Annotated in this window: 6 protein-coding genes; all 6 read right to left on the reverse strand. The window is 64.3% G+C overall.

Translation table 11 applies throughout. The features are described 5' to 3' along the window. Nucleotides 1-9: 9 nt before the first annotated feature. From DYE23_RS14055 to DYE23_RS14080, 6 genes are read right to left on the reverse strand one after another with little or no spacing between them, the layout of a single operon-like run. A complete protein-coding gene (locus tag DYE23_RS14055; RefSeq protein WP_073696408.1) occupies nucleotides 10-903 on the reverse strand; it encodes a hypothetical protein in 894 nt (297 codons plus the stop codon). Beyond that, nucleotides 900-1,436, reverse strand: a complete 537-nt coding sequence (locus DYE23_RS14060) for a hypothetical protein (RefSeq protein WP_073696409.1) — start codon at nucleotides 1,434-1,436, stop codon at nucleotides 900-902. Before DYE23_RS14060 ends, DYE23_RS14055 begins: the two co-directional genes overlap by 4 nt. Further along, nucleotides 1,433-3,529, reverse strand: a complete 2,097-nt coding sequence (locus tag DYE23_RS14065; RefSeq protein ID WP_073696410.1) for a UvrD-helicase domain-containing protein — start codon at nucleotides 3,527-3,529, stop codon at nucleotides 1,433-1,435. The genes DYE23_RS14060 and DYE23_RS14065 overlap by 4 nt, the downstream gene beginning before the upstream one ends. 18 nt (nucleotides 3,530-3,547) lie before the next feature. Further along, a complete protein-coding gene (locus tag DYE23_RS14070; RefSeq protein WP_073696411.1) occupies nucleotides 3,548-7,651 on the reverse strand; it encodes an Eco57I restriction-modification methylase domain-containing protein in 4,104 nt (1,367 codons plus the stop codon). Continuing rightward, nucleotides 7,648-10,515, reverse strand: a complete 2,868-nt coding sequence (locus tag DYE23_RS14075) for a DUF8741 domain-containing protein (protein ID WP_073696412.1) — start codon at nucleotides 10,513-10,515, stop codon at nucleotides 7,648-7,650. Before DYE23_RS14075 ends, DYE23_RS14070 begins: the two co-directional genes overlap by 4 nt. Beyond that, nucleotides 10,512-15,647, reverse strand: a complete 5,136-nt coding sequence (locus DYE23_RS14080) for a DEAD/DEAH box helicase (RefSeq protein ID WP_073696413.1) — start codon at nucleotides 15,645-15,647, stop codon at nucleotides 10,512-10,514. Before DYE23_RS14080 ends, DYE23_RS14075 begins: the two co-directional genes overlap by 4 nt. Nucleotides 15,648-15,759: the final 112 nt, after the last annotated feature.

The raw sequence follows: 15,759 nt of genomic DNA on the forward strand, positions 1-15,759 counted from the left end.
GTCCAGCAACTAGTGCGACGTCCTGCGCCGCTCAGGTCGGGTCGGTCTCGGAGGTATTTTCACGAACCGAATACTCATCGATTGGTTGTCGGGATTGTTTTCGTCGGCCGTCCCAATTACCTGGTCGATGACCTGCATGCCCTGCGCCATGAGCGGTCCGAGCTGCTTGTAGCGGAAACCGTGCTGATCGAAATACACAAAACTGCTGCTGTGAGAGGGGATGTCGGTGCCATCGAGGTTGCTCATGACGATTCCGTGGCCCATCTGGGTGGATGGAATGGTCACGGCCTGAGCGTCGGCCCCCACCAGCGGATCCTTACGGTGGACCCGCCGCTGGTTCTCCACCAACAGCTTGATCGCACGGTTGTGACCGTTGGCCTTGTCCTTCCGCAAAATGCGCGGGACGTAGCGAGAGAGAAGGCGCTGTTCAAGGTCACCCAGTCCCGCTCCAACAGAGTGGCTGCCGGTCGTTCGTCCGGGCGGAGGCTGGGCATACCTCAGGCGGAAGCTGTCCGGGTCATGGGTGACGTTCGTGGCTGTGTCGAAGTTGGCGATCTCGGCAACGAGGGGAATCTGCCTGAAGTCGAACCCAGCGACGACGATGGCCAGCCTCTTGTCGGCCCAGGACAACTTGGAGACTCGGCTCTCCGCCTCCAGGCGAAGTGCCTGTACACCGGGAACGAACGCTGTGTAGTCGCACAGCACTTCGGCGATCCATTCCGCCGTCGACTTCCTAGCACGCCGGTCAACACGAGCGATGCCGGTGAACCCCGCCGAGAACGTCTGGTTCCAGCAGACTAACTTCGTGTACTCATCATCGAACACCGCCCCGTTCAGAGTGAGTCGGCGGTCCGACACCTGGATGATGCGGTCTCCAGAAAAGACGGTCTGAAGCAGAGTCACCCTTGTTGGTTCCGATCAAGAGCTTTGAACTGCTTGATCTGCTTGCGCCGAGTCATCGGCTTGGTCTGGATCGCATCCAAACCACTTACAATACAACGAATTTCACGGCGTAGAGCGGTGAAATGGTTGGTCAGGTTCGCGCGTTGTTTCGCCTGATAGCGGCCATCGAAGACTTCGTCGCTCGTAGGCGGTATTCGGGTCTCGTCGAATGCGGCGCGGGCCGATTCGAAGGTGTCGATCAGAGTTTGGAGCTGTCGGGGCGTGGGGGCGACAAAGCTGCCCTTGGTGAGAGCGATGGACTCACTGAGCTTGCGAAGCTCGTCACCGATGTCGGCGGCTGGAATCCGGTCCTGAAGCTGGTTGAGAATCTTCTCAATCCGCCAGTAGTCGAACCGATGCAGGTTGTTCCGCAATTCATTACGCAGCGGGGTCTGTAAGTCGCGGACGTACGCGTACCGCGTGTATTGGTAGTTCACGATGCCCAGGAAAAGGGAGCCCAGGCTGATCAGGATTGCCGCGTAGGACACGATCACGGCTCGACGACCGCGGTCAGAAACGGACTCGGCTCGCCGTGCCACGTGACGAGCAACTCCTCGCGCGCCCGCGTGCAGGCCACGAAGAGCAGGCAGCGTTCGCGTTCCAGGTCCTGCTGGTGCGTCTGCTTGTCGTCCTCGATCGGGGTGACGGCGTTGGTGGCGGGCACCGTCGTGGCGCTGACCCCGGCGACGCACATGCATCGGAACTCCAGGCCTTTCATGCGGTGCATGGTGCCGACGCGCACCGCGTCGTCGGCATCGGCGGCCTTCGCGAGGTCGACGCAGTCGATGCGGGCCTTTCGCAGGGCGCTCTCGATCTTTGATGCCGACCACTTCGCGCGCACCGCGATCCCGATCTCAGATGGCGCGATTCCGCTGTCGATCCAGTCCTGCACCGTCTCGGCGATGAAGGCGGCCTCGGTGTCGGCGCTGTCTTGCCCGCTCAGCTCTGGTGGCTTGCCGTGCACGTGGGACTTGCAGCCGGCGATCGAGTCCAGTCCGCCTTCCATGTCGTCGATCGGTTCGCCGCGGAGCAGACCCAGGCTCCATCCGAGGATCTCGGCGGTGGTGCGGTAATTGATGTTCAGCCGCGAAGATCGACCGGCGATGTTGATGCCGACCTCGCGCAGGCTGACTCGGTTGTCGTAGATGCGCTGGTGCGTATCGCCGGCGATGAAGATGTCATCGGGTGCTTCGGCCACCGCGGCGCGTAGCAGCCGGCACTGGTCGGGGCTGAGGTCTTGCGCCTCGTCGATGATGATGTGCCGGAACGGTTTGTCGGTTGATTCGTCCAGCAGCCGGGTCGCCTCACGCCGGATGGTTTCGTGCGTCCACATGCCCTGCCGGGCCAGAGTCTGCTCGAACTCCGAGATGGCCTGCCAGACCTGCGCGCGTTGAACCGATCCCAGGGCGCGACCGCGGCCGGTCCGTTTGGCAGCCAGGTAGGCGTCGGCGGTGCTGATGCGCCGCGCGAGCACTACCTGTCGCCATTCCTCGGACAGGAACACCGGGTTGAAACTGAGCCCGAGCTCGTCAATCAGTCCGGCCCACAACGCCTTCTCATCCTCGGTGCCGAGCAGGTGCGGTGCGCCGTAGGTCTTGCGGAAGACACGGTGGGCGATGCGGTCGACGTGCGACACCTCGATGCGGCTCTCGGCCTGCTCGTCGTCGACGAGCATGTCCAGGCCGGTCTGCAGCGTCTCGGACAGTGTCGAGGTGAAGGTGGTGACGAGCACCTTGCCCTCGCCGCGTTTGGCGAGCATGTGTGCGCGGTGCAGGGCGACGACGGTCTTGCCGGTGCCCGGCCCACCGGTGACACGGGCCGGTCCCTTGTAGGAGGCGTCGACGACGGCACGCTGGGTCGGGTGCAGGTACACCCGCCAGGTGGCGAACGGGTAGGCAAAGACATCCATCAGTTCGTCGGGTCCGCTGACGAGGACGACGCGGTCGCTGCTGCGCAGGATGGCGGCGTCGATGTCCTCCGTGTCGACCGGTTCATCGAGAATCTGCGCGCCGAGGTCGGCCCACACCTCCTCGGCAGTGAACCCGGCGGCCAGGCCGAACAGCACATCCCACTGCGTCTCGGGCAGAAAGGATTTCGCCGCATCCAGTTGTGCGGCGTCGGTGACGGTCCGGGCGAACGCGAGCACCTTCTCGTCGATGCCCAGCTTGGTCAGCTCACCATCTTTGACGTGGGCGAAGATCGGGGCGCCGGCGGCCTTGGCGGCTTCTTCGCGTTCGGGGATCTGGCGGTCGAGTTCGGCTTCGTCGCGGATCTCGATGCCACCCGTGGCGGAATTGACCGATACGTTGCTGCGCTGCGCCCACGCGTAGGCATCGTCGTGGTGCAACACCTTCAGCAGGGTGTAGACGTCGCCGGTGACGGGAGCGAGCACGATGCCACGCCAGGCCTGGTCGATGCGGATCGACCGGTAACGGGGGTTGCGGGCATTGTTGATCTTCTCCAGGTGCAGCCCGGTGTGGGTGGCGGAGTCGAACTCGTCGAAGACCTCGGCGACCCGCTTGGCGACGGGCTTCTCCATTTTGGCGAGGTCGGTGATGAATCCCTTGTCGATCGCGAGTGTCGGCATTGTTCTTCCGTTGCTTGTCTATCCGGGGTGACGGGGGCCGTGGCCGGCGGGTGGATAGGCGAGCGGCTTCCAGCCCTTGCCGCCGTTGGCGATGGCCTCGGCCATGCGGTCGTAGGCCTCAAGGACAAGGCGTTTCGTGCGGAATTCACCGAAGTCGCGCTCGTCGTATTTGCGGACGATGGGAAACGAATCGAGTACGTGTTCGGCCTCGTCACGACTGAGACCGTAAACGTGCAAGAAGCAGGCATCGAGATCGGCGCGAAGTTGTGCTCTGCGCGGGGGTTGCCAGCGGAAGGGCGCTCCGTTGTCACCAAGGTCTTTGGCATAAGGCTGCAACCGCGTCGACGTACACGACAACTCAAGCACGTACGGAATCAGCCATTCGCCGAGTGAGTCATGTGGTTGCCATGGTGCAGGCTCTCCGAATGCGCCTGGTGCGGGCGTAGCGAGCTGGTGGATGACAGAGTAGGTCATATGTGTACCACTCAGCTTCTGGCGTGAAATGTAGTCGAATACGATGCTTGACCAGAGCCCGTGAAGGTATGGAGCACGGGACGCATCCTTCGGGAACACGAGTGGGAAGACGTGCCCTACAGCGGATAAAGGTAATACCGCCGGAACGAATGTGCGCACCTTCTCCATGCCCGTAATATCGCGCCAACCGAGAAGCCATTCGGCTTCCCACCTGCCGTCTACTTTGTCCGCAAGTTCTTTTGAAGCAACCCAGTATCGTGCGAGTGACTCAAGATCTGGATCGTCGTGTTCGTTGTCAGTGATCCGCGGCAGTGTTTGCATCCTTAACTGAGCTGCCGTTGCACCCCTGTAGGTCGAGAACCGATGGTCGAAGTGCCACAGTAGTTTTCCCTCGTACAAAGGAACGTAGTTCGTCCCGCCGCGCCTGTAAGCCCAACCGTCGAATGTCGCGCCGGCAAGATCATCCGCTGAATGAAAGAGTTCAGAGTCCGACGACATGTTGAAGAGCCCTTGGCTGAACGAGAGGCCCCACGGGTTGCCGTCGGGGTCACCCTCGCGGATGAGCACGGGATGGCGGGAGTAGATTCCAAGCGTGATATCCGCGTCCTTGCGGCTGCGGAACATCGGCAGTGTCCCGGTATTCGGGTTCAGCGTCAGAACTTCCTTGGCTGCCAGCTGAAATCGCTTGTCGGGTACATCGGAGAGGTGGCGGCTGAGGAATGCAAACTTGGTACGTTGAACCTTGCGCTGAACTCCAGTTATCGCTGTGACGGCAAATCGGTAGGCGTGATGTACATCTCGAAAGACTTTGGCTTCGTTCTCGAAATCATAAAAAGCATACAGGCGGTGACTGCTCAATGTGTCTGCGAAGAATGATGCCGTGTTGCTGTCGGTAGCAAGGCCGGTCGGAGTGATCACTCCTGCTATCCCGTCGGGGCTCACGACTGTGCGCATCGTTTCGGCAAAGATACTGTAGGTGTTGATCTTTCCCTGTGCAGTGAGCGGGTACCGACCAGCGCGTACCAGATGAGTGGTTGCATCTGACTGACGGCGAGCGCTGTTGTAGAGCTGATACAGTTCTGGATCATTGTCCGCGAGCTTCGCGATCATCTTTTTGCGCGCATCAGCGTTCGCGGCTTTTTCTATGTCGGTTCGCCCAAGGTTGCCAAAGAATTGTTTGTCCTCCAGTTGAAGTGATTCCCACGGTGGGTTACCGACGACGCACGAGAATCCGCCCGTCCATCCGGTACCGGCGTCGGCGCTGCCATCGTCGGGGACAGTGAAGATGCCAGGAAATTCCAAGTGCCAGTGGAAGAACCGGTACTGGCGGGCCAGGGAATTGACCTGGTTGATGATGGTGTCGGGCACTGATTCCGGGGTTTCGGACAGCGCGCGCACGGTGGCGTGAGTGATGCCCTGGCCCGACGTGGTCGACCCGGTCTTGGGTTGCACGAAGGCTGCGCACCAGGCGTCGGCCACTAGTTTGGCGGCGATAAGGTCGGGGTCGGCTTCCAGTCGTCGCCAGGCGTCGGCGCGCGCCCGGAGCGCTGCAACCGTGGCGACGGTACCGGTGTCGGCCTCGTGGGCAGCTTTGGTGAACTGGCTGGTTTCGACGTTGAGGGTTTCGGGTCCGAAGCTGAGGGACAGCTGATTCTCGTCGGTTTCGCGTTCCTTCTTGTTGCGTTTCTTGAGCAGCGAAGTCCACTCGCTGTCATCGTCGCCCAACACTTTGAAGGCCTCGTCAGGAATGTTGTGCCGCAACAACTCCGGGGTGGTGCCCAGCAGAGCGTTGCCAACACGGAAGTGCGCGTCGAGGAACGGGAACGGCCGGTCGGCGTCGAAGGCCTCCAGCCACAACGCCACCTTGGTGATCTCGATGGCCAGGTCGTTTAGGTCCACACCGTAGACGCAACGTTCGATGACGTCGGCGGTGGCCGCCCGCAGCGCACCAGGGGTGGGCTCGGTTTCCCCGGTCCGGACAGTGGCCAGCGCACTGGCGATCCGCCGGGCTGCGGCGACAGCGAAATGTCCACTGCCACAGGCGGGATCGACGACTGTGAGTTCTAGGAGCGCCTGTTCGGGATTTGCTTCGCGGAAGGCTTCGTCGATCAGCGGGTCGAGTGCCTCGTCGAGCACCAGCGCGATCAGGTCCGAGGGGGTGTAGTAGGAGCCGGACTTCTTGCGGTCGTTGCCGGTGGCGACGTCGAGGGTGAACGCTCGCTCGTCGGCGTGGTAGCGCGGTGTGTAGGCCAGCAAGCCCTCGTACATTCCGCCGAGTTCTTCGCTGTCGAGGTTGCGGTAGTCGACCGGGCGCGGCAGCCCTGTGACGGGGTCGTCGATCTGGGCCAGCGCGCGCACCGCGGCCAGTAGTGCTCGGTTGGGTAGCTTGGCGCCGTAGAGGATGCTCAGCGCGTCGCGCGAATACAGGCTGGCGCCAAGGCCACTCAGTCCCAGGGTGGGTAGCCCGTCACCGGCGAGCGCGTCGGTGACGATCTGATGCGCCTCCCACAGATCGGTGTGCCAACCGCCGATCGGCGCAGCCGCCAACCGACGCAACCGGGCCGTGGAGAAGTAATCCGCATACAGGGTGCGGGCGGCTTCGGGGACATCGGAGCGGTGCAGAAGATCGCGGTCCTCGACCACGAACAGCACGATCAGCCGGTACGCGATGCGCAGCAGGGCACGTTGCAGGTCGCGGTCGGCATCGCTGGCCGCGGCCAGCGTCTCCCGCAGCGCGGTGTTGGCGGGGTGCGCGACGAACCCGGTTCCCAGTTCCTGCAACGCGGCCGCGACGCCGTGCTGCAAGTTCAGCAGCGCGCGGGCACCGTCGTCGATGGCGGTGGTGCGCCAGCGTTCCAGCCAGCAGTTGTCGAGTTTGGGTTCGGCCTGCTCAACCTCGGTGTCCCCCCCGGAATCCTCGTTGTCGGCAGCGGCTTTGGCCGCCTTGTCATCGAGGCGGGGCGCGAACCGGCTGGCGTGGACGCTCAGGAACAGAATGCGGAAGTCGGCGTAGAGCTGGTCGGTGAAGATCGCGTCGAGGTCGAACTCGACAAAGGACTGCCGGGTGAGGCTGGAGGCGTCGCGCAGCAGCCGCAGCAGATGGCCGTTGGAGACGACGGCCCACAGTGCGTGGTCTTCCCGGTTGAGATAGTCCTGCACCATGGCCTGCGGCGCCCGGGCGGTCACGCCAGTGGTCTTGGTGTCCAGGTCGACGCCGGCACCGATCAGGTGCAGCGGCACCCAGGCGGTGGCGTTCGCGGCGTCCGGCCAGGCTATGCGATGCGAGATCGGGAAGTGCGGAGCCTCGGTCTCGCCGAGGCCAGGCGGCACGGGCAGCCCGCCGCTGACGACATCGGGGCGGCCCCATCCAAGTTCGTACATCAGCGGCAGTAGCCACTTGTCCCGGGTGAGTTTAGTGGCGGCATCCCCCTCCGGTAGTCGCTCCAGGGCGGTGCGCCAGGCGCGGTGTGCGGCGAGCATCGCCTCCCAGGCGCGGGCGATGGCACCGTTGACCGCCATCCCCGGCGACAGCTGATAGGCCTCGGCGGTCTGACCGGGCATCCGCAGTTCGTTGGCCCGCGGGATCGCCTCTGCGGGCAGCGCGGTGCCGACCGTGCGGACGGCTTTAAAGACATTCAGCGCGGTCATCGGGCACCCGCTTCCGGCAGGAAAACGTAGATGCCGAGGACATCGGCGGGGGGCAGGAACCGCACCGTCGGTGCGCGGCCGCCGGCCTTGGAGGCGCTGCGTACCGCCTGATGTTCGGACACCAAATCCTTCGCCGCGTCTCTACCGGTCATGGTGAGGTGCTCGGTAAGTGCGTCCAGGCGGCCCAGTGCGCGACCCAATTGCATTCGGGCCAGCGAATCATCCACGTTTCCCGACGGTTTCAGTGTCAAGAGCGTGTCGACGTCGGCCTGCGGCAACCAGGTGAGGGTTTCCCCGGTCGCGGTGAACGCCAGGAACTTGGCTTCCTCGGCGACCTGGGTGACGGTGGTGGCCGAGCCTGAGATGGTGATCTCCAGCCGGTGGCGCACCATTAGCAGCGTCGTCACCTTGTCGACGTCGCGGGTCCGCATCACCCCGGCGCGGCGCGCGGGCCGGGCTGCCGGGTCGAGCCGGGAGTCAAGCGCGGCGTCGAGGACGTAGCGCGACAGGGCATCCACCGTGGTGTCGGTTCGGGTCAGCACGCTGTGCCCGGTCGGTACCGGCAGTGAGCGGTGGAAGTGCAACCGACCACGCTTTGCCGGTGGGAGCTGGTCGCGCACCGCGGCGGGCAGGGTGTCGATCACGGCGGTGAACCCGTCGCCGGTGTCGCTGACTGGAGCCCCCAAGAGAGACAGCGCGGTGCGGGTGAAGGTTTCAACGTCAGCTGGCCCGCCCAGAGCGCGTCGCACCTCAGTCAGAGCCTGTTCGACGGTGTCGGGTTTGAGGCCGGCTTGGCGGAACCGCGAACGCGAGACTTTCTCCCGTTCGGCGGCGTTGGTCCATGCGACCTCGACCTGATCGGCCAGCGACTTGGAGGTGGCCGCGCCGAAGTCCAGGGTGAGCTGTTCGGCTTCCTTGCCGCGCAACAGCAGCGACTCCCAGATCGCCTTCATCACGGTGGTGGAATCGACAGGAATCGGCACCGCGACACCGATGCTGCGCTTGATGTTCTCGTGGCGGCGGATGAGGACCTCCAGCACCAGGCCGTCGATGCCGTTGTCCTCGCCGTAGTAGGTCACCGTGCGCACCGTGGGGGCCTGCTGGCCGAACCGGTCGACGCGGCCTTCACGTTGCTCGTGCCGCGTCGGGTTCCACGCCAGGTCGTAGTGCACAACTGCGGTGAAGCCGTCCTGCAGGTTGATCCCCTCCGACAGACAGTCGGTCGCGATAAGCAGGCGGGGGCCGCCGTGGGCGCTGAGGGTCTCTACGCGGGCTTCACGCTCCTCGGGTGGCAGCGTCCCGGTCACGGCGTCGATCTTGAGGTCCTTGACCTTCGATAGAGCCGATCCCAGATGCTCGGCGAGGTAGTCGGCGGTAGGGATGTAGCGGCAGAAGACGATGGGGTGGTAGCCCTGGTCGAGCAGTTCCTTCAACAGCGGGATGAGGCGTTTCAGCTTCGCGTCGGAGCGCGGACCCTTCAGGGCCGCCGCTTGTGCCCCCAACTCGCGGAGCCGCTTTCGTGCCTTGGTGTCGGTGTCGTCGCCCTCGCCGGTGTCGGCGCCGACGGTGACGTCCTCGGCTTCCAGCGTGTCGTCGAGGTCGGTGTCGAGCACGCGCGGTTCGGCATAGGTGTCCACCTCGTTCTGGTCGTCGGCGGCGGCAACCGCGGAGCGGTTGAGCATCGTCTGCTCGGCCGCGGCCGGGCTGGATGCTAGGCAGCGCAGCAGCGCGATCGCCGACCACCAGCGGACCCGTTGGCGCACGGCGCTGAGCTTGGGGTCGGTGACCTGTTCGCGGACGTAGTCCATCACGTCGTCAAACAGTTGGCGGTATCCGGCGGTGAGTTTGTAGGCGGTTTCGGTGGTTTCGCGGTCCGGGAACGGGGTGTCCTCGTTGAGGTATTCGCGGATGTCGGCGCGCTGGCGCTGGATCATGTACTTGGCGAGCAGCTTGCGGTCGTCTTCGCGGTCGCGCCCGGACAAGTCGGCGGGTAGGTCGCCAAGCCCGTCGTCGAGCAGTCCGATCAGCGACTGCCAGGCTGTGTCATCGCCGCTGTGCGGCGTCGCGGTCAGCAGCACCAGGTGCCGATCCTTGTTGTCGGCAAGTTTGCGCAGCAGGGCGTAGCGCAGGTGGGCCTGGCTTGATGTGCCGACCCCCGCCGCCGCCACGCAGGTGTGGGCTTCGTCGACGATCACCAATTCCGGGCAGTGCAAGGCGAACTCGTCGCGCCGGGTTTTCTGTTTGATGAAGTCGGTGGAGATCACCAGATGGGGGTGATGCTGGTAGAGGTTGGAGCCGAACGGGACGCTGCGCATCAGCCGGTTGACCGTGGACGGCAGCAGCAGTTGGGCGTCGATGCCGAACTTGTGCCGCAGCTCGCTTTGCCATTGCGGGGCCAGCTGGGGGGAGCACAGTACTGCCAGGCGCTGGGTTTCGCCGGTGGCCAGCAGCTCGGCGGCGATCAGTCCGGCCTCGACCGTCTTGCCGATGCCGACGCCGTCAGCGATCAACAGCCGGGTGACGTCCTGGTTGGCGGACATCATCAGCGGAACCAGCTGGTAGTTGCGCGGTGTCACGGCCAGGCGCGCAAACGACCGGAACGGGCCGCCGCTGGCACTGAAGGAGAGCCTGAGCGCATCGCGTAACAGGCGGGCCCGGCTGGCGTCGCCACGGTCATCGACGGTGGGCGGTTCGAAGGTGGCGGCGGCGAAGTCATCGATGTCCGGCAGCAGGACGGTGGTTTCGTGCTCGTGGCCGCCGAGGGGGCGCACCAGCAGCGTGCCGTCGGGGGAGCCGGGCAGCACCAGCCAGTCCCGGCCGCGGGCGTTGACCAGGCTGCCGGCCGGGTAGTCGAGAGTCGTCATGCGCTGGCCTTGGCTTCGCCGAAGACGCCGCTATGTTCGGCGATCGTGTTGAGCCAGCCGGTGTCGGCGTCCTGGTAGGGGAATCGCAGCACCAGCCAGCCGGCCTCGTCTTCGAGCTTCATGCGTGCCTGTTCGTCCTTCTCCTGCTGATGGGCTGCGTCATGGTGGGGGCCGTCGACAAAGATGGCGACGTCCATACCATCGACGTGGTAGGCGAAATCGGGCCGGACATAGAAGCCCGTAACGATCTGTTGGGCGTCGTCGGGCAGTCGGTAGCCGTGCTGCACAAGCAATGTCAGGAACTTTTTCTCCAGTTCGCTGTCGCAGGCCTCCTGCAGGCGCTCGAGTTGAGTGTCCGGGGCTTCGCCGCCGGCGCCGACGGCGACGCTCGACGCGGCGAGCCGTTTGAGCAGATCCAGGACGCAGTGTCGGTCCAGGTGCTGGTGGTCCCACTGGTTGCTGTAGGACAGCAGGCAGTCGTAGCACGCTTGTGCGCAGTCTTCGGTCGCGTGTGGGGCATGTTTGACGTCTTCACCGGTGTCGGGGTCGAAGTGCATAATTTCCAATGCTTTTCGTGCCACCTGCGTGAGTTGTCCATCCTCTGTTGCCAGGCGCCGCAACACGCCAGCACCACCTTCGGCGGCTTCGAAGAACAACAGCCGCGACCAGGCGTCGTCTCCGGTGTTGGAAGGCAGGGCCTCGACCGCGAGTTCGGAGCCCTCCAACTGGTAGACGGCTTCGATTCCGCGCTTGAGGGCATACATCGCGGCCATCCGCTGGTCGGTGCCGATCGATGGGTCCAGGTGCAGCAGCAGCGCGTTGCGGTGGTCCTCCACATACGGGATCACCCGCTGATACCGCGGTGCCTCACCGTGCACGTTCTTGGCCAGGTCGGATTCCTTGCACCAGCGGCCTTCGACGGTGTCCAGCACGTAGCCACGGACATCCTTGTCCTTGCGGCGGCGCAGGCCAACATTCATCCGGCGAATCAGCGCGGTGTCGCCGTAGGTCATGGTGCCCAGGTCGTGCCCGTCCTCGGTGATGGTGCTGGTGAGTTGTCCGGCCCGAACCCCGTGCGGCACAAAGCGAATGGTCGTCACGATCTCGTGCCCGGCGCGCTGGCGTTCCTCTTCATCGGCGCTGATGCGGTCACGGCGGCGGGTCTTGACCGACAGCAACCGCATCAGGTTGCCCATGGTGCTCTCGATACCGAATGGGCTGCCGCAGTGCTGGCAGAGGTCCGGCTCGGTGGATTCGTGCAGGTACCCGCAGGCGCCGCAGCGTTTGATTTCGCTGATGTGCACGCCGGTGCCGTCTTCGCGGGCGGGCAGGCTGACCCGGTTGACCTCATACCGTGCGCCTTCGTGGTAGATGAACGCACCGGGCCCGAACTCGCTGATCGCCATGAACCGTGGGCGCTGGATGAAATCTCCCTCCCCGCCACTGCGGGTACGGCGTTCGGCCGGAATGAACGCCGACAGCGGGAGTCGCGGGAAGGAGTAGCCGGGCAGGAAGCCTTCCGACGCGAAATAGCGATAGGTGTAGAAGTCGCCCTGCAGCACGTCGTCGACCTGGCCCTTGAGCAGGTCGAGAGCGGCACGTGCCTCCGAAATACGCCCCCGCGCACGCTGTTTGGAGGCTTCCGACGCGCCGATGGTCTTCAGGGTCTGGTTCGCCTGGTCGAGCTCGTTCTGGGCTTCGTTGTACAGGCCCCGCCAGCGCGCGGCGGCGTTATTGAACCGGGCCGTCGCCTTGTCGACCGTGTCGGTGACCCAGGTTTCGGTCCACCACGGGGCGCTGGTGACCTCGGTGGCGGCCTCCAACACCGCGGTGATGGCGGTGATCGCCTCGGCGCGGCTGGATTTCGATTCGATGGTCGCGAGCACCTCGGCGCGCATCGGTTGTCCCGGTTGGTCGATCTCCAACAGGTCGACCATGCTGGCTTTGAGGTCCAGGCCGCATTTCACCAGCCAGATCGAGTGGGCGTGGGCGCGTACCAGATCCTGGTTGCCAAGCTCCAGCCGCGGCGGTGCGACCGCTCCGGCGACCATGTCCTGACTGCGCCGGAAGTAGTAGGCGTCGTGCGCGTTGCCGGTGGCGCAGTAGGTCAGGGCGATGGCCGGCTGACCGGACCGGCCGGCTCGTCCGGAACGCTGTGCATAGTTGGCCGGGGTGGGCGGAACATTGCGCATGCCAACCACATTGAGACTCTTGATGTCGACGCCGAGTTCCATCGTGGGGGAGCAGTACAGCACCGGAAGCCGGGCGTCGCCGAATTCTTCTTCGCGCTTCTGGCGTTTCGACGGCTCGACCTGCGCGGTGTGTTCACGGGCCTCCAAGTCGAGGAGTGATTTGGCGGTCTCGGCATAGAGGGATTTGAAGTACGGGTTGACGCGGCCTTCGGTCTGATTGCTGCGGATGGGGTCCGGCGCCCGGTGCTTACCGTCGCCGGGAACCCAGGCGATGAGATCAGCGCGCAGCTGGTAGCCGGTTGGCCGCTTGGGCACGGCGATGCGCACCAGAATGCCTGCCTTCGCCATGACCTCCATCAGGTGCTCGATGATCACCTGGGCGTCGGCGGTCTTCAGCGCATGCTGAAACACGGGGAAACGATTGGGACGGCGCAGCCAGCGCCCGAACGCACCCAAGCCAGACAGGTGCAGATCCGCTCCGATCCCAGCCACGTTCTTGGGACGGCCGCCAGGGTAGGCCAGACCGCTGTATGTCCCGGCTTCATCAGAGATGGCCCACGGGTCTTTCAGCCATTCCCGGCTGGCCCTGCGGACGGCGTCGAACTTCTCGTCGGTGAGGAACTCGGTGTCGATGCACAGGTTTCGGCGCAGTTCGTCGAGGAGGACATGCATCACCTCGCGTCGTGTCTCGGTGCCAGCGCCTGCCAAGGGTTCTCCGCAGCTTGCCCATTTGTCGTCGTTGGCGGCAAGCTCGTCCACCCCCTCGTAGGCCAGGCGTAGCTGCCCGGTCTGCTCCAGGTTGGGCATGGTGATGCGCCAGCCGCGCTTGAGGTCGGCCCACAATCGGTAGGTCACGACATCGCGCAGCGCCCGGGTGATCTTCTTACGGGGGATGGGTTCGTCGGCGGTTTCCTCGTCGCGGGCGAAAAATTTCAACCCCTTGCCGCTGAGGGCTTTGACGACTTCGGGTCCAAGGTTCTCATCGGTAAGGGGTTCGCCCTCGCGCTCCTCGTGGTCGGCGGCCGCGCGGAAGAGAGCGGAGCGAATCATCCCGACCAACACAAAGTCGTTGAAGTGACCGGCCTGCAGGCTCGCGTCCTGGCGATTGTCACTGAACGCCAAGAACTTTTGCGCTTCGTCATCGAGATCGTCTTCAGTGCGCAGAGTCCGCACGACAGATTGGGACAGCACCGTCACGGCACTGGCGCGGCCCTCGGTGCCGAGGCTGGCCACCCGGGAGAATTGCGACTGGCGGGTACTTTCGTAACTGGTCTTGCAGGATGGGCAAAATTCGAGGCGCTCGAAGAACGCCACCGGCATCCCGTCGTCGGTGATGGTGCCGAACTCGTCGACACGTAATGAGTTGGGCAACTTGGGAACCCGGGCTTTGTCCAGCACCTGGCCCGACCCGTTGGATACCACCCAATCCTCCGGCACCAGATCGAGCAGGGCCGGATCACTCGGGTCCGGCCACGGCTCCTTGGTCAGGAACAACAGGCCTTCAGCGTCGGGGTGCTCGACCAAATCGGAGTTGGGGATACGGGGGCTGAAGTTCTCACCGCCGCGCTCCAGGTTCACGACCAGGAACTCCTGACCGCACTCGCGGCAGAACGCCAGTGGGAACAGGGGTTGACCCAATGGGCGGTTGGGCGCGCTGCGCTGATACTGCGTGGTGAGGTATCGCTTCTCGGGGGGCTCCAGCGTGGTGTAGACGGTGTCGCCTTTACCGATGAACTGATGCAGCTTGAACGCGAACAGCGCGCGGCCCTGCGGATCGCGCGCGCGGGAACCTGCAAGCAGCAACTCCTGCAACTTCTGCTCGCAGGCAGTTTGGTCTACCCCTGTTTCGGTGTGCAGTTTCTTGGCCGCGTCTTTGAGCTTTGACGGTGGGCGTCGTGCGAGCTTGCCCTCGTCGTCGGTGTGCAGGCCGAAATGGTGTTCGGTCCAGACGGCCAGGGGGTCGCACTGCAGTGCTTGCCAGTCCGTCGGCGCCGATTCGGCCAGGCGGGCCGTGAGCGCGGCGGGGTCTGTGTCGCCGGTGGTCGCGCGGCGGAGGGTTTCCCCGACAATGTTGGCGGCCGGGATCGGGACACCGAAGATTCTGGTTGCCAACTCGGCGACTTGCTGGCGCTGCTCGGCTTTGGTGCCCGGGCCGGCGAGTGTCGCACTGGTGCCGATGCACTGGATGTCGTTCGATGTGACGGCGCTGCGCAGTCGGCGGACCAGCATCGCTACGTCGGCGCCCTGGCGGCCGCGGTAGGTGTGTAGCTCGTCGAGAACCAGAAATGACAGGTTCGCCGCGCTGCTGATGAGGTTCTTGCGCTCCTTCGGGCGGGTGAGCATCAGTTCCAACATGACGTAGTTGGTCAGCAGGATGTCCGGGGGAGAAGCAAGCGTCTTCTCACGCTCTTCCCTGTTCTCCTGGCCGGTGTACCGGGCGAAGCTGACTTTGGGGTTCGTCTTGCCCAGGAACTTCTCCAGCTCATTGCGCTGGCTGTTGGCCAGGGCGTTCATCGGATAGACGATGATGGCCCGCACGCCTTTGCCGGAGCCCTCGCACAGCACCCGATCGACGATCGGAACGATGTAGGACATGGACTTGCCCGACCCGGTTCCGGTGGTCAGCACGTAGGACTCGCGGCGGTTGGCGATCTCGAAGGCGTCGGTCTGATGGCGGTGGAAGGCGATCTCGTTGCCGGCCGGGTCACGGAAGATGTTGGACGACTCGGGGTCGAGAACACCCTTCCCAGCCAGTTCGCTGACCGTACCGCCGGACTCGAACGCCGGATTCAGGGCGAGCCAGGGTTCCGGCCAGAGCAGGCCGTCGGCGATCTCCTTTTCGACCTTGCTGCGGATTTGGCCGTCCTTGATCTCCAGGAAGCCCTTGACGAAGTTCTCGTAATCGCCCAACACCTCGTGCAGGACACCGAACGCGTCCATACGGCGCCCCTTTCCTAGACGTCAAGCACCAAACGAAGCTGACCTTACTTTGCGGGGCCGACAGTGCGGGGGATTGTCACGCTGCCGGTTGGCCAGTTTGTGCGAGCATCGA

Source organism: Mycolicibacterium gilvum (assembly GCF_900454025.1).
Lineage (GTDB): Bacteria > Actinomycetota > Actinomycetes > Mycobacteriales > Mycobacteriaceae > Mycobacterium > Mycobacterium gilvum.

Bases quoted from the DNA above. Each gene is read 5' to 3' on its own strand.
- DYE23_RS14065 (WP_073696410.1), bottom strand. From the start codon at position 3,529: ATGCCGACACTCGCGATCGACAAGGGATTCATCACCGACCTCGCCAAA.
- DYE23_RS14070 (WP_073696411.1), bottom strand. From the start codon at position 7,651: ATGACCGCGCTGAATGTCTTTAAAGCCGTCCGCACGGTCGGCACCGCG.
- DYE23_RS14075 (WP_073696412.1), bottom strand. From the start codon at position 10,515: ATGACGACTCTCGACTACCCGGCCGGCAGCCTGGTCAACGCCCGCGGC.
- DYE23_RS14080 (WP_073696413.1), bottom strand. From the start codon at position 15,647: ATGGACGCGTTCGGTGTCCTGCACGAGGTGTTGGGCGATTACGAGAAC.